We start from the raw sequence: 21,049 nt of genomic DNA, 5'->3' as shown, positions 1-21,049 counted from the left end.
CGCTATATTTTTTTAAAACTTCTTATTCACTCCTTGGATCGGGTTTTAAGGGCATCTTAGCACAGCGGATCACTTCAATAGATGGGCATCCATATTCGACGACAACCTTTCCTTCCACTAGATAGATACCGGCACCCCGCAATGGATACTTTGCCAGACTCTGCGGGAAATGCACTGTATCGAAGAAATAGCCATCCGCATCAAGGAAGGTTCCAAATTTCATCAGGTCTCCCCGCTTGGTCTTGACGAATTTCTCACAGACAAAATCACCCACGACACGTAAGATTTTACCTTCATGTAGCCCAAGTTCTTTCGACGGTATATCACCACGATAATCACTTTTGGTCAGATCAAATAATGTACCTGTCACACAGAACCCTATGAGTTCCATCTCATCATAATAGTCCTCCAAAATATCCTCCTCCAGTGGCGGAAGGATCGGCTTACGGCTCTCGGTCTCAAAAAGGGCCATACTGGTCACTGCGGGTTTGTGTTTGCTCATCAACAGATGGGCTTCCCACAGCAGCTGTTTTTTGCCTATACCTATAAACCGCAGCGCACCGACCCGAATAAGCAGGATTACCTGTTCGAGCCCGGCCTGTGTTCTTTTAACAAAGTCTTCCAGACTACGATATTGACCGGCATATTCCCTCTGCTCAATGATCCGGTTTGCTAGTTTTCCTTCCAGATTGAGAATACAGTCAAATCCGAGATAGATATCTTTTCCCTTAATGGAGGTATTGAAGACGGACTGGTTGACGCATGGCAGACAAATATTCCCGCCTGCAATACGTGCTTCGTTTACATAAACCTTGCGGTTATAAAAACCACCATAATTGTTGAGCACCGCAACCATAAACTCCAGGGGATAATAGGTCTTCAGAAAAAGACTCTGATAACTCTCTACCGCAAAGGATGCTGAGTGTGCTTTGTTAAAGGAATAGCCAGCAAAACTTTCCATCTGGCGCCAGATCTCGCGGCTCACCTTTTCGTCATATCCTTTTGCCTTACAGTTTGAAAAGAATTTGTCTTCGATCTCAATCAGATGGTCCTTGCTCCGATATTTGCCCGACATCATGCGGCGCAATACATCTGCATCGGCCATATCAAGTCCACCGTAGGCATTGGCAATCTTCATCACGTCTTCCTGATAGACCATCACGCCATAAGTTTCCTCCAGCTGTTCTTTAAAAACAGGGTGCGGATAGACCACTGTGGAGGGATCATGATGGCGACGGATGTATTCGCCCATCATTCCGGAACTTGCAACACCTGGCCGGATAATAGAAGACGCCGCTACTAAAGTGAGGTAATCATCACAGCGCAATTTGGTGAGCAGCTGTCGCATGGCGGGACTTTCAATATAGAAACATCCAATGGTATTGGCCGATTTAAGCTGCGCGGCAATAAGCGGATCCTGAAAAAAACGTTTTGGATTGTCTGTATCGATGACTACCCCGAGATTTTCGCGTACAATGCTGCGGCAATCTTTGATATGCCCGATACCGCGCTGCGACAGGATATCGAATTTTTCAAAACCGATATCTTCGGCCACATACATATCAAACTGCATGGTCGGCAGTCCTTTGGGTGGATTGTCCATCGCTGAATAACTGGTAAGCGGTTCCTCAGAAATAAGCACGCCACTGGCATGGATTGTTCGCTGGTTCGGGAAGTCGGCCATCCGGTTGTAAACGCTCAGGATCGTATTGGTCACCTCGTTTTTATTGAGCAGATGTTCAGGTTCATGAACCAGCCTATCAATTTCCGCCTTGGGCAGACCGTAGACCTTTCCAAGCTCGCGCAGGATGCTCCTTGATCGGAAAGTGCTCATTGCTCCCATCAATGCCGTGTGACCGGTCTGATAGCGGTTGAAGATATAGTCGTACATCTCATCCCGTTCGTTCCAGCTAAAATCAACATCAAAATCCGGCGGACTCTTCCTTTTGGGATTAAGGAAACGCTCAAAGGGAAGATTTAACGAAATGGGATCAACATCCGTGATACCAAGACAATACGCTACTGCAGAATTTGCGCCGGATCCTCTGCCCACATAATAAAAATTACGGCCACGTGCATATCGGCAGATATCGTCGGTAATCAGGAAATAACTGGAGAAACGCAGATTTTCGATAATCTCTAGTTCCCGCTGGATCCGTTCTGTGGCGATCCGGTCATTCTTGCCATAGCGCCTGGTAAAACCATCCATGCAGTACTTATACAGCAGCTGTTTATCGTTATAACGGTTGCCTGTAAAAGTTGCTTTATTCTTAACGCCTGTAAAATCAAAGCCAAAGGAACATTGCCCCAGCATACGGTTGGTATTGGCAAGCAGCTGCGGCAGTTCCGAAAATAGCCGCATCAGTTTTGCCTTGGGAACAAATACCTCATCGTTGGCGGCAACCTGCTGGCTTTCGAGCTGCGAAATCAGCAGATTGTTGTCAATGGCCCTTAACTGCCGGTGCAGGGTGTAGTCGGATTTACGAAAGCTGACAGGTGCAAGGATCACACAACGGTCAAGGATACGCCGTTCCATCAACTGGGCTTTGGTACGTTCGCCCGGTCTTATTCCGATATATTCGAAATCACGCAGTACAAAGCCATCTATTTTATGGAAAGGATAGATCACAAAGACCTGATCAAAACCGGGCGCACGCTCTGGTACCGCACGGTTTTCCATATTGAGCCGGGTGCGGTATTCGTTGATCTCACGGAAACCTTGTTCGTTCTTGGCAATGGCAACAAAGCAAAGCTGATCGCCGTTGCGAAACTCCATTCCAGCCAGCAGGTTGAGTCCGGCCGCTCGCCCCAATTTGATAAAGTCCAGCGATCCCGAACTGTTATTGATATCGGTCAGCACAGCAGTATCATAGCCTCCCGCCAGCATTCCAGAAATGAGATCCTGTAGACTGAGGGTGCCATATCGAAGGCTAAAGTAGCTATGTAGATTTAAAAGCATCTCCCCCTCCTTTCTCCGGCAGCGGTGCGCAGATCCCTTTCATCAAAAATTCAGACCCATATCGCTTTCTGATCTTATCCATGGCCTGCATCAGGTTGACCTCCTCTGCGCTATCATCAAAAAGGTCGGTCTGATAGGAGCCGTAGATCAGTCCAGAAAACTTGATTCCGATAAGGCGAATAAGCATCCGCCGGCTATAAAGCTTTTTAAAAAGGGAAAGCACAACATCTGTGAGTTTCCGGTCCGAGTTAGTATAGGAAACGGACAACTGCTGGGTATGGGTATCGAAATTACTGTATCGGATCTTGAGCGTAACACAGCTGGTCAGTTTCTGGTCTTTTCTCAGATCAAAGGCCAGTGTATCGACCATACCGATCAAAGTCCGGCGCAGTATATCCATATCTATTGTGTCCTGTTGAAAGGTGTTTTCCTTGGACATGGATTTCTGTTCACGGAAAGGTACGACGAGAGAATCGTCAAGTCCATTTGCTTTGCGCCAGATATTGATACCATTCTCACCAAGCACTTTCTGCATGGTAAATACTTCCATCTGCTGTAAAGTACCGATTCTGGAGATACCCATGTTGCGGAGTAGTGTAAAGGACTTCTCTCCGACCATCGGTATTTTTCGGATGGACAATGGCGCCAGAAATCCTTTTTCTGTTCCGCTGTTGACATGCTTTTCGCCACAGGGTTTGGCCTGTCCGGTCGCGATCTTGGAAACTGTTTTGTTGACCGAAAGTCCAAAACTGATGGGAAGTCCCGTTTCTTTGATAATCCGTTGCCGCAGTTCCTGGGTCCATTTCCAGCAACCAAAAAAACGGTCCATTCCCGTAACGTCGAGATAGTGCTCGTCAATACTTGCTTTTTCGACAATGGGGGTATCCTCCTCGATTATCTGGGTTACAATTCCCGAATAATGGCTGTATAGGTCATGATCTCCCCGCACAACGATGGCCTCAGGGCACATCCGTAAGGCCAGTCGCATGGGCATGGCAGAATGCACACCATACTTACGGGCTTCATAAGAACAGCTTGCTATTACCCCACGGTCACTACTTCCCCCAATGAGCACAGGCATGCCCATGAGCTTGCTGTTCTGCAGTCGCTCTACAGATACAAAAAATGTATCAAGATCACAATGTACTATACTCCTTTCCATGTCTTTCAATTGTATAAAAAGCCGTCCGCCGGCTTCTATTAATCTGGTAGTTGCTCAGCTCAAAATTACTAATATTATTAGCAAACAATCAAGGAGGCATAATGGTTTAATTTTTATTACATTCATTGTCAGCGATATAATTTATAGCTGGGGCTTTGCTCAAACAAGTGGGGGTACTCATTATTTATCCCTCCAACAACCTACACCTTCTGCATTGTCTTCTCATAGCTGGTAGAGCGTCCGCCAAAGAAATATCCATAGCTCGCTCCGATATCGCTAAAGATATTGGTGTCCAAAACCCGAAACTATTGGAAACACCTCAAAGCCAGGCTTAAAAAGGAAAATAATGAACTGGTTAGTGCCACTACCCAACTGAAACTTCTTGATGCTGACGTGAAAAGGTATATTTCGGACATGCTGGAATTGTACGGTGGAGAAATTCAAAACACACCTAACGAATTATGTTGGAGCGTATAGCGGAATTGATGAAGAATAAAGCTGATTTTGCATTTGAAACAACGCTCTTCACTCGAAGCTATAAAAATTTAGTAATCGATGCTCAAAAAAAGGGCTATTCAGTCACTATCCTATATTTTTGGCTCGACTCACCTTCACTAGCCATACAACGTGTAAAGAAGAGAGTAGAAAACGGGGGACACAATATTCCATCTGATGTGATAGAAAGACAATAACATTCTAGTTTAGAAACCTGTTTAACATTTATATTCCGATATGTGATCGATGGTTGGTTTTGATAACATGAATCTAATACCCGAAATAATTGCTCATGGTGATAAATTTGGAGAATTCGTTTCAAATAGCAAAATTTGGTCATCACTAAAATCGAAATACCATAATGAACGATAAGGTAAATATTGAAAATATCAGTCTTGCTGAACAAATTCGTTTAGGAGTGCAAAAGGCTTTACGAAAATTGGCAGAAGAAAGTGCTGCAAAGGGTGAGAGTTTGGTGGTAAAAATTGATGGTAAAATTCAAGAAGTACCTGCAAAGGAACTACTTATGAATTTACCAAAATAGTTACTTTACAGGCTCTTATTACATTTCTTAAATGTTGGGTAAATTCTACCCCCGCCCCCAGTTTGTTCTTGATGATTTTTCTTGTCCGGTTATAATTCTGACCTATTTTACAAGTTGCTAATTTAAGACTAGGTCTTGACTACTTCAATAATTTATTCAGCACCGAAAAATTTCTTCCACCACGTCTGCCCCGCTTTCGGCGAACTGTTGTTAGGTACTGTAATTTTTTCCTTTTTCATTATTTCTGTAACGTCCTTAATTAAACCCTCCACCATTGGAGAAAAGCTGCTGTACTTTTTATGTTGAACTTTTATAATATGATATGAATTTTTAGAGATCTCATCTGATGAGTTGTTTGTTCTAATAATTATTCTGCAAAGTTGTTCAATACAATCCCGTACAATATTGCTGTTATCTGTTCTTTTTATTATGTTCTCAAGGATTTTAAGAGCTTTAGTATTTTCACCGGTTTCAACATATAATACTGCCAGTTGTTGATTGTATTCTTCGGTTAGAAAATCTTTATCATTTTTTTTGAGTGTCAATTTAAACGCCTCAATCTCTAAAAACTTGTCGTTTGCATATTTCGCGTATGTCCTATATAAACTTAGTTCTTCATAAGTCCACGCTCTTTCTTGATTGATCCATTCAGGTAGTTTCTTCAAAAATAGTTCCCGTTCATTTGTCGAATAAAGAAAGTACAGCTCGTCTTGAATGGGTAATTTGTAACTTTTGAAATAGAACGTTTTCTCTTCTTTCCAATCGTCAATGTCTATTTGCGAATAAATACAACTTTCTTCCGCTTCTCCAATATACTTTAACAGTTCGGTTTTCTTTGGGTTGTACGCTGTTTCTATATATTGGTAAGTTTCTTTAATTCCTGCAGAAACCAGATATTCGCCATCAAACCCGATTCCGCTGTCAAAATCAATATTTTTAGCTTCAAGAAACAACCAAACGGTTTCAGGTGAATTGAAAAGTGTCAGAATGAAAGCACAGAAATATAAATTATCAACATCACCGTCTTTCCCATATTTTCGCCATTCCTTTTCTTCTGCAAAAAGATATTTTACGATTTCATAGTCCGTCTGTTTAAGGTCATTGTAAATCGCAATATTGAGTCTTAATCGGTCAAAGTGTTTTGAATCTATGGCATCATCGTCAAAGCGATAATTGTCCAAGAGTTTGGGATTCTGTCGAACTAAGTCGAGTTCAGTTTTATAATTTTCTACTACTGTCACGATGCCTTGGTATTATTTTGCATAACTCTCAAATATACGAAATTCAACAAATTAGAAAATAGAGTCTACGGAAATGCTGAGAGAGAGCCAAATTTATCCAACAATCAAAAACTTTTTTTAATATTTAGATGCAAATTGATACTTTTAAAGCGATAAAACTGACTGCAAATGACCGACAATATCGAACAATTTTTTAATGCATATTTGACCAGAGATGTAAATTCTGTTTACACAGAAGATGTTCCAAAGGAAATGATGGCATCCGAGGTAAACGAAGATGGCTGGTACGAATGGAAGCTTATTCCTGGATCATTAAGTAATGATGATTACAAAAAAGTGGCTGCAGAATTTGGCACTTCGTTACCCGTTAGCTTTATTGAATGGCATAAGCGCTATTTCTTTGCGGACTGTGATTGTTCAATAGTCAGACTACCTCACTCCTTGCCTTCTCAACCGCTAGCGGAAATAACAGCTAATCTGGATTGGTACCTACCTAAACAACCCATCCCACTTGGCCTGATTCCGTTTGCTAGTGAAGGTAATGATACTGGACCACTGGTATTTGATATGAGAGGCACTGTCGAAAAAAATGATTATCCGATTAGAGTCTACGACCATGAATATGATGGTGAACTCGACGGACTGAGCGAAATTATCTTTTCGTCATTCAACAAGATGTTGGCATGCTTAACCCATTTTTTAAACGAAACTAATACAAGAAAACATTTTGAAGTAATCGCTGACTTTTATACTATCGACCCAAACGGTGCTGGATCTACGGGTCGATCATATTGGGAAAGCTGGATAGCAATGGGCCGGGCGAACTTTGAGGAATTTGGATATTAAAGTCAGAACCCCGGAAATGAACCAGTATAAATAATATGAAGGAAACTCTTTTGGTATTGGATTTGGACGAAACATTGCTTTACGCTACAAAAGATAAGCTGGAACAGCGGGAAGACTTTGTTGTAGGGCCTTATTATGTAATATGTCCGTCCAAATTTAGACTATTTTTTATCAGAGATGGCTGGAGATTTTAAACTGGCCATTTGGAGCTCTGCGGATGATACTTACGTTCATGACCTCGTTGATAAAATAAAACCAAACGCTGTTAAATTTACATTTTTCACACTTGGACTAACTTCATATTATTGACTGATAAATTATACAATATTTTCTCGAAATAATGTAACAGCTACAATTACCGCATTCCTGAGCTTTGTACCATTAAAAGAGTAAAGGAATGAAAGATAACAGTTCGATAACACTATCGAACTAAAATATATTTATAACAATGAATGAAGTAGATTTAAAAACATTAGCAACGCAGTTAAGACAACCAAATGGAACGGTAGGGATTGAAATTTCCGATATGATGAATGAAACTAACATCAAAATGACACTTCATTCAATAGAGCAATTAAACATTCTTGATAATGAGGTTGTTTTAGAACTTGGACACGGAAATTGTAAACATTTGCCTTTTGTATTGGAACAAAAAAGCGGTGTAATCTATTACGGGCTTGAAATTTCTGAATTGATGAACAAGGAAGCCATACAAATCAACCGTCAATATACAAACAATCAGGTAGCCTTTTTTCATATTTATGACGGCTTGAGGATTCCTTATGACGACAATTATTTTGATAAGATGTTTACGGTAAATACGATCTATTTTTGGGATAATCCTCTACTTTTATTATCCGAAATATATCGTGTAATCAAACCAAATGGAATATTGAATATAACTTTTGCTCAAAAAGACTTTATGAAACAATTGCCATTTACCAAATTTGGATTTACTCTCTACGACGACAAAAAACTTAAACAGCTTATTGACAAAACATCATTCAAAATAATTGGTTCATGTACACAGACCGAAACAGTAAAAAGTAAAACAGGAGACTTGGTAAATAGAGCGTTTACAACTTTTAGTATGCAAAAATAAAAACCCGAAACTGCACGAACAGCTTAATCTGTCTTCTCTCCGGTTGCCGTCACTCCTGATTGAAAGATTAATTCCTTATCCGTTGCATTGACCAATTGCTCTGTATACAATGCTCTATCCCATTTGAATAGATCGTCTAAGGTGGAATTTACCATACCATCTCCTACCACACCATCCAGATAATAATAATAATAGTGATCTTTACCGAGGCCATCAGCAGCAACTTTGTTATCCAAACTATCTGTCACATACCCTACAGTGTAATTTTTTAGTACACGTGGCGCATATCGACTTTGATACACGGAGGTATTCGACATACCCAGGGGATCGAATATTTTATTCTTCAAAAAGGTACCGAAACTTTCTTTTGCTACTCGCTCAATTATAAGCGCCAATAACGCATACCCCGTATTACTGTATTCATATCGCTCACCTGGCTGGAAATGAACTACTGGCTTATGTTTCACAAACTCGGTTACAATAGTTTCATTTGTTACAAAATGACCCTTGTCCCAATTCTCGATAAACAGGTCCATATAGTCGGGAAGACCACTGGTATGTTGAAGTAGGTGCTTAACGGTAATATTACCATAATCGCTTAGTTCGGGAATATACTTGGACGTCAAGTCATCATAGGCGAGCATCCCGCGCTTTTCCAGCTCTAAAAGGCTACAGAAACAACTCTAGCCTTTTAGATATTAGTATAAACGCTTTCCTTAAATTTTAATGAATTTTATTTTTCTCCTTAACCGGTAATTTTTAGAAATTGGATTTGATCACCAACAATATTGAGCCGGTAACTCAATACAATAGGACTTCCAGGAAAATTACCTGAGACTTCCGCTTTCAAAATACTTTCATCCTCACTCTTCTCAAAGCTGATAGGCTTCATAATTGACTTATAGTTTTTGTTTGCATTTGAAATCCATTTTTCGATCTCTTTTCGTCCCTTGTGCATTTTGCCCTCGTCATAAACTACTGCTGTTTCGGAGAAACAATTGGCATATGCAACACTATTATAGCTTTCTTGTGCCCCTACTAAATCGACTAACACTTTTGGTAATTCCATGATTTCTTATTTTAGATACTTTTAACCTATACAATTCCTTCCACAAGAATTTCATTATATATTGCCCCAGCCTTGCGGTGTGCTGCGGCCTCCTGGTAAGGCTTATGTATGCCGGCATATGATTAAATTTAAACGGTGGGTATTGTCCCGCCATCGATTACAAATTCGGTTCCGGTGAGATATCCTGCTCGTGGTGATACTAAAAAGCCTACCAATTCCGCAACCTCTTCGGGTTTTGCCGGCCTGCCAAAAGGTATTCCTCCCAGGCTATTCATGACCTGTTGGATTGCTTCCTCAACACTAATACCGGTACGCTCCGAAATTTCCTGCATCATTCCTGTTGCACCGTCTGTCTGTATCCAGCCCGGCGAAACTGTTAAAACTCGTACTCCTTTCGGCGAGACTTCATTTGAAAGATTTTTACTATAATTTAGCAGTCCTGCTTTTGCTGCCGCATAAGGTAAAGTTGAATCATATAAGGGTAATCTAGCTTGTATGGAAGCGATATGAATAATGACACCATTTCCCTTTTCCAACATGTGAGGCAAAAAGCCTCGGTCTAAACGGACCGGCGCAAGCAGATTGGTATGAAGAGCCTTTTCCCAATCTTCATCGCTCAATACTGAAAAACCTCCGCCCTGTGCATCTGAACCACCAAGATTATTGACGAGTATATCCAGCCTTCCAAATTTTTGAAGAACTTCTGTAACTATTTTTTGGGTTCCGGTAGATTGGCTTAGATCAGCAGAAATAAAATGTAAGTTGTCGTTGGCTTGTTTAGGGGTATTTCTTGCCGCAATAATCACCGTTGCGCCTGCATTTAACAAGCGCTCAGCTATTGCCTTTCCCGCGCCTTTTGTACCACCGGTTACCAAAGCAAGTTTACCCGACAACTCCTTGTTGAAATCAACTATATGTTCCATTATTGAAATATTTTTATACAAATTTCCGACCTATAAACAGTTTACACAAGTACGGAAAAACGAATTGCATAGGGATAAATTTATCCCATATTGTATATTTTCGAACATTGACTTAATTTTGGAATATGTACGAAAAGAAAATTCCTTTAAGTCTCAACTGTGGTTTAGACCTGATTGGTGAAGTTCTCTATGGTAAATGGAAAATACGATTATTATGGTTTATCAATGAAGGGTACAAACGCCCAAGCGAACTCCAGCGCAAAATACCGGATGCTTCACGAAGAGTTCTAAATGTTCAGCTAAAAGAACTTGAAGAGCACGAATTAGTTGCAAAAGTTATTTACCCTGTTGTACCACCTAAAGTGGAATACAGTCTTACAGAATTTGGGAAGACTTTAATCCCTGTAATTTCTGCACTAGGAAATTGGGGGGATGAGCATCAGGAACGTCTAAGGAAAGTAATTTTGAAATAAAACGTTCAATTTCCCTTAGGGAAATCCAAAGATGGCGTGCTAAATATCAAAGAAAGTCGATACTTCATTTAGAATCGACTTATATACATACGCTAGAAAAGGATTGTGTCGACCGGCAAAAAGCCGAGAAAGAAGGTCGGTACCTGACCATCTGCAACCTTTAAGGAACAGTAAACTTGACTATTGAGGCTAACTTGTTATCAAGAATCAAATCAAGCCGGATTATATCGGAGATGTAGGGCAGCCATTTTTAGCACGCTCTCCTTTTATAGATTTCCGATAATCTTTTATGGCCTCTTATCGACAACTCATCAATTACTTCCCAACAATCACTTTTCGATGTTCAGTTCCCCATTCGGCCAGGGTATTGATAATTTTTTTTAGTGTCAAGCCGTATTCTGTTAGTTGATATTGAACCGTTACGGGTTGCGTGTCGAGAACTATCCGTTTAACGAGCTGATTCATTTCTAATTCTTTCAGCTCTTTACTCAGCATTTTATTAGAGATTCCTTTCACATCGTTTAAAATATCAGAAAAACGCCGTTTGTTGTAATAGCAAACTGACGATATTATTGAGATTTTCCATTTGCCATTCAACACATCCATGGCATCGTGAACAGCCATAATCTGTTTTCTGTTTGTGTCGTTATTCGAGCATTCTACTTCCATAATAAGTTACTTTGTTACCCAAAAGTTACTGTTACTTTTGGTTACAAAGTTACCAAAATAAATTTAATCAATTTAGATTTGTATAGTTAAAGAAATCGATTTCAAAAACAAACAGTTTAAAAAGTCTTGACTAGAATAGAATTTTCGATCATTAAAAATTTAAAAAAAAGATGAATTTCTCAGATAAAAATGTAGTAATTACCGGCGGAAGTGCAGGAATTGGATTAGCTACTGCTAAAACATTTATTGAAAAAGGAGCAAATGTATTGATAACAGGCCGAAATACCGATACCCTGCAAGTAGCATCAGGAAGTATTAATAGCCCCAAACTGAAGACCTTGTCTTCTGATACGTCCAAACTGGCAGATATTACGCTATTGGCAGAAACAGTTGCAGCTAGCGGAAACAAAGTGGATGTGCTTGTACTGAATGCTGGAATAGCAAAGCAATATTCAATTGAAGATACAACTGAAGAGGTTTTTGACGACCTTTACAACATCAATGTCAAAGGACTATTCTTTACTTTGCAGAAATTAATCCCTCATTTATCAGATGGAGCTTCCATTGTTCTTATCTCATCTGGAGTCTCTGTGAGCGGGTATGCACAAATGGGTGCTTATGCAGCTACAAAAAGTGCAGTCGATGCGATTGCACGTACCGCAGCTACTGAACTGGCAGACAGAAAAATCAGAGTAAATGTGGTTGCTCCCGGATTGACCGATACACCGATGAATCAGCAAACGCCTGCAGATATAAAAAATGCCATAGCAGCGGCAGTTCCATTGAAACGAATCGGACAAGCTGAAGAAATTGCTAACGCAATTGTTTTCTTGTCTTCAAACGAAGCCTCTTATATTTCAGGTTCATATCTGGCGGTAGATGGCGGCGTTACCATTCGCAGATAAATATGCCTAGTATATGATATACTTAGTGTTATCCACTAGGTATATCATATCTAATCTTGGAATTAACATTTGAAACGCCATCCATTGAAGCTATGATTTACTATTACTTAGCAATCTAACAAGTTCCTTTACCGATTCGTTAGTTGGTGCGGCAAAATCTTTTATTCCATCAATTGTTTCCATGCAAAGAGGCGCAGCCCTTTCAAACATGATATCTTCATAAGCTGAAATTGCCTCTTTAAGATTGGCTTGCCTTCCGCTGGTTAGGCATTCCGACAGATCCAAAGCGTCCAGCATGGCCAGATTTACGCCTTCACCATTCGGAGGCATTAAATGCGCGGCATCCCCAATGAGGGTAAGATTACTTTTAGAAGGCCACCTTTTCGATAAAGGAAAATAGTTAAGTGGGCGCCACGTAAAATGTTCACTGGCTTCAAAAAGCATGAAGAAGACAGGATTCCAATTTACAAAATGTTTTTTTAAATACCCGTTCACTTCTATGGGGTTACCAAAATCTATACCGCTGGATATACCCCAGTTTTCCGGATACATTGAGGCTGCATAAAAAGTAAATCCGCCGTCGCCTCTAGGCTGGACAACTAGAGTCGCCCCATCTCCCATAGCCATCAGATTCCCTTGATTAACTAGTTCGTACATTTCCGGGCATGCAATCTCGGGATGATCTATTTCGCCCTGGATAATTGCTGCTCCGGAATAAAGAGCTTTCAAATCGGTCAGATAGGAACGAACCTTGGAGCGGTAACCGTCCGATCCGATGACCAGATCAGCAGCCGCGGTCATTCCATTCTTAAATTTTAATTCCCATTTATCTTCAATTTCCTGCAAACCTATAAGCTGACTATCCCATACTACGGTACCAGGAAGCAGTCCGTCGATTAGGAGATCTCTAAGCGCTCCTCTATCGATTTCTGGCCGGAAACGTTCATCTCCAAATACGGGTTGTTCGTCTCGCTGACTCTCATCCATCAGCATATTTCCCTGCGGATCAAGCAGACGGTATTTGTCGGCACCCTTCATGAAGTTTGCTTTAAAGGCCTCCATAAGTCCCGTCGCCTCCATCGCTTTAAGACCTGAATCAAAGTGCAGATCTACAATAGCTCCCTGTACCCTTGCGGCTTGACTAAAATCTCTTTCATACACTTTAACCTGTGCACCTTTCATTTGCAGCAGCCTGGCCAATGTCAGACCACCTGGACCACCTCCAACGATGGCTATATTTTTTTCGCTTAACATTTCTATCTTTTTTAATGATACAAAGGAACGGTGGAAAGAAAGGCGATACAATAACGAGATGCTGTAACGTTAGGACTATTCGCGGTTTTTAGCGATAAAAGCAGTCGGTGACATTCCTACCGCTTTGCTGAACAGCCGTGTGAAGTAGGAAAAGTCATCGTAGCCGAGTTCATCCGCAATCTCTTTCACTGACTTCCCGGAATGATAAAGCAGCCGTTTGGCCTCCAGTATAATCCGCTGCTGAATATGGATAGAAACGGGTTTACCAGTCGTCACCTTGACACATTCGTTGAGGTAAGAAGTCGATAGGTTTAAAAGTCCGGCATAATCCCTTGGATTTTTAACCTTCTTATAATTCTTTTCCAATGTTGTTTTAAACGCTCTTGTGATATCTTCAAATCGGGTATGATATACTGTCGATTTTTCCAAAGCTAAATATTGTGAAATAATCAGCGCAATCGAGGTATTACAGCTTTCTTTTAAAATGGAATGATACAAAATCTCCGTTCTTTTTCCAGACAATTTCATACATAAGGCAACGGCGTCTGTCAGGACATCAAGGGTCTCAGGTTTTACAGACAATATGTCTGCCGGTGAAAGATCTTGCAACAAGCTTAAATATGCTGCACGAATGTTTTCTTCGGTAACGATCCAGGTACTGAGCATAGATTTGTCGAATGAGATCACGCGATGCACCTGATGGGGATTGATGTAAACAATGGCTGGGGCTTTAATGCAATAGGTTTGAAAATCAATTTCAATAGTTGTATTTCCTTTTTCTTGAATGATAAACGTATAGCCTCCATCGCGATGGGCTCGTTCAACTTCGGGATCTGGTGATCCATGAAATGATTCACGCATCATCATAATACCCGTTGAAGTTCCTTCAGGCAATGTGTTAACAGGAATATTTTTGTCTTTTTTTCTCATTATAAAACAGACTTAATAATAGTAGTTTCTTGAAAAAGAGAATACACTTTCTCAATAAAAGTAAGCATTCTCATCTTCCGTCTGCCGCAGTTTGTACAATTAATGGGACGAGCGACCTCTTAATTTCCTGTTTTTATTGTAATCTCCCCTGTTGATCGGAGATTCACTTTAACGATATCTCCTTCTATCAAGGATAATGTTTCATAATTAAATCTTAAAGCTGTTGCACGATAAATTATATGTTCGCTAACCATTGATGATTTCTCCACCATTGGGATGTAAAACTTGACCACTTATAAAACTTGAATCTTCGCTAGCGAGAAATAGGAAGCTTGGTGCAATTTCATTCGGCATCCCTGCCCTTCTCATTGGGGAATCGCTTCCAAATTCGGAGTTCTTTTTAGGATCAAATGACGATGCGATCAATGGAGTCCACACCGGACCTGGGGCGACCGCATTGACCCTAATTCCTTTAGCGATAAGATTTGCTGACAAGCTTCGTGTAAAAGAAATAATAGCGCCTTTTGTTGCTGAGTAATCGATCAACTTTGGACTACCTCGATACGCAGTCACAGAAGATGTATTAATGATGCTTGCTCCCTTCTTAAGGTAAGGCATGGCGTATTTCGTAATCCAAAAATAGGAAAAGAAATTATTTTGAAAAGTCTTATATAACTGTTCAGTGGTAATTTTCTCGATTGATTCTGTTTCCCAATGAAGACCTGCATTGTTAACGATAATATCAACTTTCTTATGCGTTTTTATCGTTAGTTCAATCACTTTTTTACAGTGATTTTCTTTTCCCAAATCACCTTTAATCAGCGTACATTTTCTTGAGAAGGATTCAACCTCTTTCTGAGTTTGTTTTGCATCTTTTGTTTCATTAAGATAGGCGACTACAATATCAGCTCCCTCCTTCGCAAATAACAAAGCTACAGCTTTGCCTATGCCACTATCTCCTCCCGTAATTAACGCTACCTTATTTTTTAATTTTCCTTCTACGGGATACTTTATCGGAGAAGTGTCAGGAACTGGTGTCATATTTTTTTCCAATCCAGGTCGCTTTTGCTTTTGCAACGGTCGATTTTTTTTACTTACTGCTTTTTTCATGCTTTTTTTAAATAATTACAGACAATAACTGATTTCTAAAATGTGTAAGGGTCAGTGCAAATGGCAGGGTCTTACAGTGTCAGTGATTCTTTGGTAACTTTTATTGATAAATGGAGGTAATCGGCATTTTGCGAAAGAGTTTTTGCCGATTCATCCATAAAATGAACAAAGCCAATGTCTGAAAGGTTTGGCACGTATTTACATTGCCTCTTTGATAAAGGGATAAAAAAAATGCCTATGCTTTTTTAAGACGGACATTTTCCCACTAGGTGAGTTTCCAATCGAGTTGGCAATGGCAAATATCAATGCCAATAAGATTAGAAGGATCGCATTTGCACGAGTCAAATTCTCAGATATGCCCATCCCTCCCTCAGATCGTCTCAATACCCTTCTCGACAAAAACTGGGACAAATGTTCTTCGAAAAATTCAACGAGTAATGCCGGTTATAATAAATCCCACTATAGATAGCTACGATTTCAAGTATAAATTGGAGTTTAAAACGTAGTTAATCAACTAACGATTCTTGAATCAAAGAGGTTCTATATAAAAATTAATTGTAGGATATGAACAGAAAAAAATTAGCGCAAGATCAGCATCAAGGTATGCCAATCATTGCATTTGCAATTGTATCACAACAAGACCCTAATGATCGTCCAAACGATGTATCAAACGATCCTGATGAAGACTTTTTGGAAAATGAGTCAGACGAAGATCCTGAAATGCCTGATCAGGATGATCTAGGTATTCATGAAGAAACTGGAAATGAGGAGGAAGGCAGACTAGATGATGATGAAATCGCCGAACAGGAAGAAGCAAATGATGCGGAAGGGCTACCTGTTCAACCGCCAACCGCGCCCTCAGATTTAGATGAAACAACCATTTAGAAAAACACTTTTCCGTTAAATAGCATAGCAAACAGACTAACTTGACAGTTAATTTGTTTGCTATGCTGATTTGACCAAATAAATATATGGAATCAATAAGGAATATTACCTTTCCTTAATTTTAAAACAACATATTGAATTTGAGGCAAAAGAATTAAGATAACAATGACAAAAATCACCCCCATTAACATCCAATCGTAATAATACCTCGTAGCACGCGCCAATACCTGATGACTGATCATTTGATTGAAATAGCCTGTGGATACTGCTTTCAACGCATACATATCGTTGCCGGCATTTATATATTGATTTTGGATATCCAGTAAAGTAAGCGGTAATTGCGGATTTGTTTCCGTGAGTGCTTCACGAACCTTTTCGCGAACACCGGATTTTGTAAATAATTGAAGTTCGTTGTTAAATGCCAAACTTGCACTAAAACCTGTGAACCTTGCTAATATGCCAACCAGCGAGGCATTGAATGCAATTTTCGGAGGTGCTGATGAAGCGGTAAATGAAACAATCGGGACAAATAGAACACCTGTTGACACACCATAAATAAACATCGGCAGAACAAAATCGATTGTTTCACCCTGTACCGAAACAAATACGATCATATAAGCATAATAAATCGCCATTATTCCAAAACCAGCAATAATCATCCTTATCAAGTTGCAACCCATCAGGACAAATCGGGAAGTGACGAACATACTCAGGATCGTTCCTAAAATTACAGCCATCCATATCGGAATGATATTCAGTGGGTCATTTCCTAAAATCACTTCCACATAACCATAGGTTAGTCCAGTACTTCCTTTAAAAATGTAGAATGTAATAAGAAGGAATAAACCAAAAACAAAATTCTTTGCCTTAAAAATCTGTAAATTGATCAATGGTCTTTTTAGTTTTGATTCTCTGATAATAAAGAGAGAAAAAATAACTAAAGCACCTAAACTAAGCATCAAAATTAATGGATTATCAAACCATCCCAGCTGCCGTCCATAGACAAGGATGTATCCCAATATCAAGATGAAAGACACATAAAACAAATAGCCTATCCAATCCACTTGATATAAGGGTATCTTTTTGGTAAACCTGGCTCTACCGCTCATTGTCAGTAAAGCCACAAATGTCAGGATAATGAGCATGACAATAAATCCGTAGAATAGCCAGTTAAAATCAAAGAAATGAAGAACTACACTTGTATAGATGGAATAGAAAGGTACAGCCATCTGTATACTGCCGTAAAGAAGGCTGTAAGCTATCACACGGGCACGTACAGACTGTAATCTTGGAAAAATGAGCTGTAACACAATTCCTGACATCAATGCGCAGGTAATCCCTTGCAAAAACTGGCAAATAACAAACAATGTCCAATCTTTGAAATGAAAGCAGATTACGAAACATATGGCATTAACTGTAAGGGCAATCAGCAGATATTTTCTTGGTGCAAAATATTTTACTATCCGAAAATCAAGTGCGAGGAAGGCCACTGTTGAACCATAGGTAACAACCATCCCATATTGTACATCGGTAGACTGTATGCCGTAAAATCCCATCGTTGCGATCGGACTAGCATAGAAAGCAAAGCTGAACAGACAGGTCATCAGAATGGCAAATATGACGGCTCTCGCCACCCATTCAGACACCCACGATTTAAAAATCGGTATTTTATGTGCTTGCATCATTAATCTTTTAAAATGTAGACATTGGCATTCATTCCGGCAGAGAGGTTCGCTAATTTTTCAGGCGTATCGGTAAGTTTAATTTTAACAGGAATACGCTGTATGATTTTGACAAAATTACCTGTAGCATTATCTGGCGGAAGCAATGAATAGCGGGATCCTGTAGTTGGCGAAAGGGACTCGATAGTACCGGTGAATTTTTCATTTGGGAAAGCATCAACCTCAATGAATACCGCTTGCCCGATCTTGAAATTACCAGTCTGTGTTTCCTTAAAATTTGCTATCACCCATTTTTCCTCGGTATTGTTCACCAAAAAGGCCAACGTCTGGCCAGCTTGTATCAGTTGCCCTTCCTGAATGGTCTTTTTACCAATTTGTCCGTCAAAAGGCGCGGTGATAACCGTGTATCGAATGTCCAGTTCCTGTCTTTGAAGAAGTGTTTCTTTAATTTTTATCTCGGCCCGTATAGCATTATTTTGTGCTCTAAAATCATTCAGCCTAGATTTTGCTACTTGTAGAGAAGCTTTAGCTTGATCATAATCTGACTTCGCAATGGATAGAGTAGCACTGATATTGTCGAATTTTTGTTGTGTGGTAGATTCATCCGCCAGTAGATTTTTATAGCGGTCAAATTCTTTTTGCTGCTGGTTCAATCTCACTGTAGCTCCTGCCAATTGTGCTTTTATGACTTCAATAGTTTTAAGTTGCGTTTCTGCGTTTGCAGCCAAAATGGGCAATTTAGCATGTGAACTTAAGAGTTCTGCTGATGCGGCATCTTTTTTCAGTCCATACTCGTCCAATTCAATCACAACAAGTGTGTCGCCTTTTTTTACCAGCTGATTGTCCTTGAAATATATTTTGTTGATATAGCCACCTACTTTTGCGTTTATGGGTGACAAGTAAGCATCTACCTGAGCATCATTAGTCTGTTCGTAGCGATATCCTTTTAAGAAATAGATAGTTCCCCAAATAATAATCCCTGCGAATAATGCAATTCCCAACCATTTGGTTAGGCTGACAATAATTTTATCTGTTTTGTTCTTATTCATCATATTTGTATTAAAGAATTCCTACGATTGCCAATAATCTGATATGGGTTACTTTTACGTTCGTCCGTGCTGTTGTCAGATTAAATTTTGCTTCCAATAAAGCATTTTCTGCATCCAAAAGATCAGTCAATAACGATTCCTGATTTAAATAGCTGCTGCTGATAACACGAACGGTTTCAGTGGTTTTAATAATATTCTTCTCTGCCGCTTCCACGCTCTCCAAAGCCTGTTGTTGCTGCAAATAAGCTTCTTTTACCTGCAGAGAGATTTCGTCCTTCTTCATTTCTGCTTTTTCGTTAACCTGACTGCTGACGGCTTGAGCATGAGCAATTATATGTTTACTTTTGTACAAATTATCTATAGAATACTGTAGTTTAATTCCGGTCTGACCAAATCCCCACAAATCATTGGAATATGGATAAAAGGAAATCTGCGGATAGTTGTAATTATAGTTAGAATACAATGAAACTTTGGGCATTAGCATAGCTTTCACTTGTTTTACGTTCAGTTCGCTCCATTTGATATCGCTATTGACCATTTTATACGCTGGTGAATTATTAAAAGCGATGTCTAAATAATCATTGTAGTCTCCATCTGTGATTGCGTTTAATTCAATTATATGCTGGTATTTGATTACCAGCTCTGCATCATATTCACGTCCCATCAGTATATTGAGACGTTGTTTAGCTATTTCAATCTTTTTTCTAACATCAGAAAGACTAAGTTCCAGTTGAGACAATATCACGGAGGCTCTTAGTACATCACTCTTTAATACGGTACCGTTTTTATGCAGACTTTCTATCAATCTCAATTGTTTTTGTTCTGCTTCAATCTCTGCATGAAGAAAATCATAGAAATGCAAAAACTTGTATAAATCAAAATAAGCAACTGCGGCATTATATTTTACACTATGCTTTTGCAGATCCACTTCATATTGTTTTCGCGTCTCTTCTTCCTTTTTCATGTCGATGTTTCGTTTGTCTTTACCACCATTGTAAAGATTGAGATTCAAGTTGTAGCCTACTCCGTAACCATAGCCTTTTACAGGTACATCCTGTGGAGAAGAGAATAACCCATTGTCGTAAATCAGAAATTTGGAATTGAGTTTGAAATCTCCACCTAGAGAAAGTTCTGGCAACAAGCGATCTTTGGCTTCCAATATTTCTATTTTACTTTGCTGATGATTTAGGTCAGATAGTTTCAGCTGTCGATTATTCATTTCAGCAAATTTCCATATTTCTTCCAAGCTTAAGGGTTCGGATTTTTCTATATGCTGAGCGTAAATAAAGGGTGCCAATAACAGCAACAATATGCCCAAAACCAAAACTGTTTTATATTGTTTCATTAGTTTTGTTTTTATAAATGATTGGTTTCTTTCTATTTTTTAAGCATTGTTTTAGCATCTTTTTCAACTCATCAAAAGCAAAGCTTAAATCTATCATTGGCATAAAAGGACTAGAATAGATGCAAGCCAGACAGTAGATGTTGGCTTTATCAATTTCTTGATCTGAATGAGGGAATTTATCTTCAGATTTTCCGACCTGTCTTTCAAGTGCAAAATCTTTGTCCGGTTTTATGTTTTTATGTTTCATAGTGATTCTACGATTATTAACACAGCAAAATTATTCAAGGCACCAAGCTATCTTTATATATAATTAGCCTAATATTTGCTATATTTGGCCATATGGAAATTCTTAGCCAATTAATCAATATTGTCGATCAAAACCCCAATTCCATTCTCGTGATGCGAC

At 39.5% G+C, this 21,049-nt stretch carries 23 protein-coding genes; 9 read left to right on the top strand and 14 right to left on the bottom strand.

What is annotated here, in order from left to right:
• Window positions 1-22: 22 nt before the first annotated feature.
• The gene (locus tag B3C94_RS08115) at window positions 23-2,959 is read right to left on the bottom strand and encodes a DNA polymerase III subunit alpha (RefSeq protein ID WP_293901742.1); all 2,937 of its coding nucleotides are present in this window, start codon (window positions 2,957-2,959) and stop codon (window positions 23-25) included.
• On the bottom strand, window positions 2,940-4,121 hold the full coding sequence (gene dinB / locus B3C94_RS08110) for a DNA polymerase IV (protein WP_293901739.1): 1,182 nt from the start codon (window positions 4,119-4,121) through the stop codon (window positions 2,940-2,942). The genes B3C94_RS08115 and dinB overlap by 20 nt, the downstream gene beginning before the upstream one ends.
• Window positions 4,122-4,582: 461 nt before the next feature.
• Between dinB and B3C94_RS08105 the strand changes: the two genes are divergently transcribed.
• On the top strand, window positions 4,583-4,813 hold the full coding sequence (locus tag B3C94_RS08105) for a zeta toxin family protein (protein ID WP_293901736.1): 231 nt from the start codon (window positions 4,583-4,585) through the stop codon (window positions 4,811-4,813).
• 164 nt (window positions 4,814-4,977) lie between these two features.
• The gene (locus tag B3C94_RS08100; protein ID WP_293901733.1) at window positions 4,978-5,160 is read left to right on the top strand and encodes a hypothetical protein; all 183 of its coding nucleotides are present in this window, start codon (window positions 4,978-4,980) and stop codon (window positions 5,158-5,160) included.
• A gap of 152 nt (window positions 5,161-5,312) precedes the next feature.
• Here B3C94_RS08100 and B3C94_RS08095 read toward each other — a convergent pair whose 3' ends face one another.
• Window positions 5,313-6,401, bottom strand: coding sequence for a hypothetical protein (locus B3C94_RS08095; protein WP_293901730.1), 1,089 nt, complete (start codon window positions 6,399-6,401; stop codon window positions 5,313-5,315).
• Window positions 6,402-6,569: 168 nt separating this feature from the next.
• On the opposite strand from B3C94_RS08095, the gene B3C94_RS08090 reads away from it, so the two are divergent.
• From B3C94_RS08090 to B3C94_RS08080, 4 genes are all read left to right on the top strand, one after another.
• The gene (locus B3C94_RS08090; protein WP_293901727.1) at window positions 6,570-7,247 is read left to right on the top strand and encodes a hypothetical protein; all 678 of its coding nucleotides are present in this window, start codon (window positions 6,570-6,572) and stop codon (window positions 7,245-7,247) included.
• A 35-nt stretch (window positions 7,248-7,282) separates the two neighbouring features.
• A complete protein-coding gene (locus tag B3C94_RS08085; RefSeq protein WP_293901724.1) occupies window positions 7,283-7,441 on the top strand; it encodes a hypothetical protein in 159 nt (52 codons plus the stop codon).
• The gene (locus B3C94_RS23525) at window positions 7,425-7,556 is read left to right on the top strand and encodes a hypothetical protein (RefSeq protein WP_414712646.1); all 132 of its coding nucleotides are present in this window, start codon (window positions 7,425-7,427) and stop codon (window positions 7,554-7,556) included. The genes B3C94_RS08085 and B3C94_RS23525 overlap by 17 nt, the downstream gene beginning before the upstream one ends.
• 139 nt (window positions 7,557-7,695) lie before the next feature.
• On the top strand, window positions 7,696-8,349 hold the full coding sequence (locus B3C94_RS08080) for a class I SAM-dependent methyltransferase (RefSeq protein WP_293901721.1): 654 nt from the start codon (window positions 7,696-7,698) through the stop codon (window positions 8,347-8,349).
• A gap of 23 nt (window positions 8,350-8,372) precedes the next feature.
• Here B3C94_RS08080 and B3C94_RS08075 read toward each other — a convergent pair whose 3' ends face one another.
• From B3C94_RS08075 to B3C94_RS08065, 3 genes are all read right to left on the bottom strand, one after another.
• A complete protein-coding gene (locus B3C94_RS08075) occupies window positions 8,373-9,008 on the bottom strand; it encodes a serine hydrolase domain-containing protein (RefSeq protein WP_293901859.1) in 636 nt (211 codons plus the stop codon).
• A gap of 86 nt (window positions 9,009-9,094) precedes the next feature.
• Window positions 9,095-9,418 (bottom strand): nuclear transport factor 2 family protein, encoded by a 324-nt coding sequence (locus B3C94_RS08070; protein ID WP_293901718.1) that lies wholly within the window; start codon window positions 9,416-9,418, stop codon window positions 9,095-9,097.
• Between the two features lie 128 nt (window positions 9,419-9,546).
• Window positions 9,547-10,341: an SDR family oxidoreductase gene (locus tag B3C94_RS08065; RefSeq protein ID WP_293901716.1), complete on the bottom strand. Its 795-nt coding sequence runs from the start codon at window positions 10,339-10,341 to the stop codon at window positions 9,547-9,549.
• 125 nt (window positions 10,342-10,466) lie between these two features.
• On the opposite strand from B3C94_RS08065, the gene B3C94_RS08060 reads away from it, so the two are divergent.
• Entirely contained in the window at window positions 10,467-10,814 is a 348-nt protein-coding gene (locus B3C94_RS08060) for a winged helix-turn-helix transcriptional regulator (RefSeq protein ID WP_075993094.1), read from the top strand.
• A 315-nt stretch (window positions 10,815-11,129) separates the two neighbouring features.
• Here the strand turns inward: B3C94_RS08060 and B3C94_RS08055 are convergent, their stop codons facing one another.
• Window positions 11,130-11,483, bottom strand: a complete 354-nt coding sequence (locus tag B3C94_RS08055) for a winged helix-turn-helix transcriptional regulator (RefSeq protein ID WP_293901711.1) — start codon at window positions 11,481-11,483, stop codon at window positions 11,130-11,132.
• Window positions 11,484-11,653: 170 nt separating this feature from the next.
• On the opposite strand from B3C94_RS08055, the gene B3C94_RS08050 reads away from it, so the two are divergent.
• Window positions 11,654-12,388 carry an SDR family NAD(P)-dependent oxidoreductase gene (locus B3C94_RS08050; protein WP_293901708.1) on the top strand — a complete coding sequence of 245 codons (735 nt, stop codon included), beginning with the start codon at window positions 11,654-11,656 and terminating at the stop codon, window positions 12,386-12,388.
• 90 nt (window positions 12,389-12,478) lie between these two features.
• On the opposite strand, the gene B3C94_RS08045 is transcribed toward B3C94_RS08050, so the two are convergent.
• The 3 genes from B3C94_RS08045 to B3C94_RS08035 all read right to left on the bottom strand — a co-directional run bounded on the left by B3C94_RS08045 (window position 12,479) and on the right by B3C94_RS08035 (window position 15,682).
• On the bottom strand, window positions 12,479-13,642 hold the full coding sequence (locus B3C94_RS08045) for an FAD-dependent oxidoreductase (protein ID WP_293901705.1): 1,164 nt from the start codon (window positions 13,640-13,642) through the stop codon (window positions 12,479-12,481).
• Between the two features lie 75 nt (window positions 13,643-13,717).
• Entirely contained in the window at window positions 13,718-14,572 is an 855-nt protein-coding gene (locus B3C94_RS08040) for an AraC family transcriptional regulator (protein WP_293901702.1), read from the bottom strand.
• 246 nt (window positions 14,573-14,818) lie between these two features.
• A complete protein-coding gene (locus B3C94_RS08035; RefSeq protein WP_293901699.1) occupies window positions 14,819-15,682 on the bottom strand; it encodes an SDR family oxidoreductase in 864 nt (287 codons plus the stop codon).
• Window positions 15,683-16,246: 564 nt separating this feature from the next.
• Between B3C94_RS08035 and B3C94_RS08030 the strand changes: the two genes are divergently transcribed.
• The gene (locus tag B3C94_RS08030) at window positions 16,247-16,567 is read left to right on the top strand and encodes a hypothetical protein (protein WP_293901696.1); all 321 of its coding nucleotides are present in this window, start codon (window positions 16,247-16,249) and stop codon (window positions 16,565-16,567) included.
• A gap of 92 nt (window positions 16,568-16,659) precedes the next feature.
• Here the strand turns inward: B3C94_RS08030 and B3C94_RS08025 are convergent, their stop codons facing one another.
• Genes B3C94_RS08025 through B3C94_RS08010 form a run of 4 tightly spaced genes read right to left on the bottom strand, consistent with a single transcriptional unit; the run spans window position 16,660 to window position 20,890 of the window.
• The gene (locus B3C94_RS08025) at window positions 16,660-18,249 is read right to left on the bottom strand and encodes an MFS transporter (RefSeq protein ID WP_293901693.1); all 1,590 of its coding nucleotides are present in this window, start codon (window positions 18,247-18,249) and stop codon (window positions 16,660-16,662) included.
• Between the two features lie 2 nt (window positions 18,250-18,251).
• Window positions 18,252-19,298 (bottom strand): HlyD family secretion protein, encoded by a 1,047-nt coding sequence (locus tag B3C94_RS08020; RefSeq protein ID WP_293901690.1) that lies wholly within the window; start codon window positions 19,296-19,298, stop codon window positions 18,252-18,254.
• Between the two features lie 10 nt (window positions 19,299-19,308).
• Window positions 19,309-20,643, bottom strand: coding sequence for a TolC family protein (locus B3C94_RS08015; protein WP_293901687.1), 1,335 nt, complete (start codon window positions 20,641-20,643; stop codon window positions 19,309-19,311).
• Window positions 20,630-20,890: a hypothetical protein gene (locus B3C94_RS08010; protein WP_293901684.1), complete on the bottom strand. Its 261-nt coding sequence runs from the start codon at window positions 20,888-20,890 to the stop codon at window positions 20,630-20,632. Before B3C94_RS08010 ends, B3C94_RS08015 begins: the two co-directional genes overlap by 14 nt.
• Window positions 20,891-21,049 lie beyond the last annotated feature (159 nt).

Origin of the sequence: Sphingobacterium sp. UBA5670 (assembly GCF_002420705.1) — a bacterium.
Classification (GTDB): Bacteria; Bacteroidota; Bacteroidia; order Sphingobacteriales; family Sphingobacteriaceae; genus Sphingobacterium.
The sequence above is the reverse complement of the archived record's forward strand: the minus strand, read 5'-3'. Positions and strand labels throughout refer to the sequence as shown.

Excerpts from the sequence above, each read along its gene's own strand:
- B3C94_RS08115 (WP_293901742.1), bottom strand. The coding sequence starts at position 2,959 with ATGCTTTTAAATCTACATAGCTACTTTAGCCTTCGATATGGCACCCTC.
- dinB (WP_293901739.1), bottom strand. The coding sequence starts at position 4,121 with ATGGAAAGGAGTATAGTACATTGTGATCTTGATACATTTTTTGTATCT.
- B3C94_RS08105 (WP_293901736.1), top strand. The coding sequence starts at position 4,583 with ATGTTGGAGCGTATAGCGGAATTGATGAAGAATAAAGCTGATTTTGCA.
- B3C94_RS08100 (WP_293901733.1), top strand. The coding sequence starts at position 4,978 with ATGAACGATAAGGTAAATATTGAAAATATCAGTCTTGCTGAACAAATT.
- B3C94_RS08090 (WP_293901727.1), top strand. The coding sequence starts at position 6,570 with ATGACCGACAATATCGAACAATTTTTTAATGCATATTTGACCAGAGAT.
- B3C94_RS08085 (WP_293901724.1), top strand. The coding sequence starts at position 7,283 with ATGAAGGAAACTCTTTTGGTATTGGATTTGGACGAAACATTGCTTTAC.
- B3C94_RS23525 (WP_414712646.1), top strand. The coding sequence starts at position 7,425 with ATGGCTGGAGATTTTAAACTGGCCATTTGGAGCTCTGCGGATGATACT.
- B3C94_RS08080 (WP_293901721.1), top strand. The coding sequence starts at position 7,696 with ATGAATGAAGTAGATTTAAAAACATTAGCAACGCAGTTAAGACAACCA.
- B3C94_RS08070 (WP_293901718.1), bottom strand. The coding sequence starts at position 9,418 with ATGGAATTACCAAAAGTGTTAGTCGATTTAGTAGGGGCACAAGAAAGC.
- B3C94_RS08065 (WP_293901716.1), bottom strand. The coding sequence starts at position 10,341 with ATGGAACATATAGTTGATTTCAACAAGGAGTTGTCGGGTAAACTTGCT.
- B3C94_RS08060 (WP_075993094.1), top strand. The coding sequence starts at position 10,467 with ATGTACGAAAAGAAAATTCCTTTAAGTCTCAACTGTGGTTTAGACCTG.
- B3C94_RS08055 (WP_293901711.1), bottom strand. The coding sequence starts at position 11,483 with ATGGAAGTAGAATGCTCGAATAACGACACAAACAGAAAACAGATTATG.
- B3C94_RS08050 (WP_293901708.1), top strand. The coding sequence starts at position 11,654 with ATGAATTTCTCAGATAAAAATGTAGTAATTACCGGCGGAAGTGCAGGA.
- B3C94_RS08045 (WP_293901705.1), bottom strand. The coding sequence starts at position 13,642 with ATGTTAAGCGAAAAAAATATAGCCATCGTTGGAGGTGGTCCAGGTGGT.
- B3C94_RS08040 (WP_293901702.1), bottom strand. The coding sequence starts at position 14,572 with ATGAGAAAAAAAGACAAAAATATTCCTGTTAACACATTGCCTGAAGGA.
- B3C94_RS08035 (WP_293901699.1), bottom strand. The coding sequence starts at position 15,682 with ATGAAAAAAGCAGTAAGTAAAAAAAATCGACCGTTGCAAAAGCAAAAG.
- B3C94_RS08030 (WP_293901696.1), top strand. The coding sequence starts at position 16,247 with ATGAACAGAAAAAAATTAGCGCAAGATCAGCATCAAGGTATGCCAATC.
- B3C94_RS08025 (WP_293901693.1), bottom strand. The coding sequence starts at position 18,249 with ATGCAAGCACATAAAATACCGATTTTTAAATCGTGGGTGTCTGAATGG.
- B3C94_RS08020 (WP_293901690.1), bottom strand. The coding sequence starts at position 19,298 with ATGAATAAGAACAAAACAGATAAAATTATTGTCAGCCTAACCAAATGG.
- B3C94_RS08015 (WP_293901687.1), bottom strand. The coding sequence starts at position 20,643 with ATGAAACAATATAAAACAGTTTTGGTTTTGGGCATATTGTTGCTGTTA.
- B3C94_RS08010 (WP_293901684.1), bottom strand. The coding sequence starts at position 20,890 with ATGAAACATAAAAACATAAAACCGGACAAAGATTTTGCACTTGAAAGA.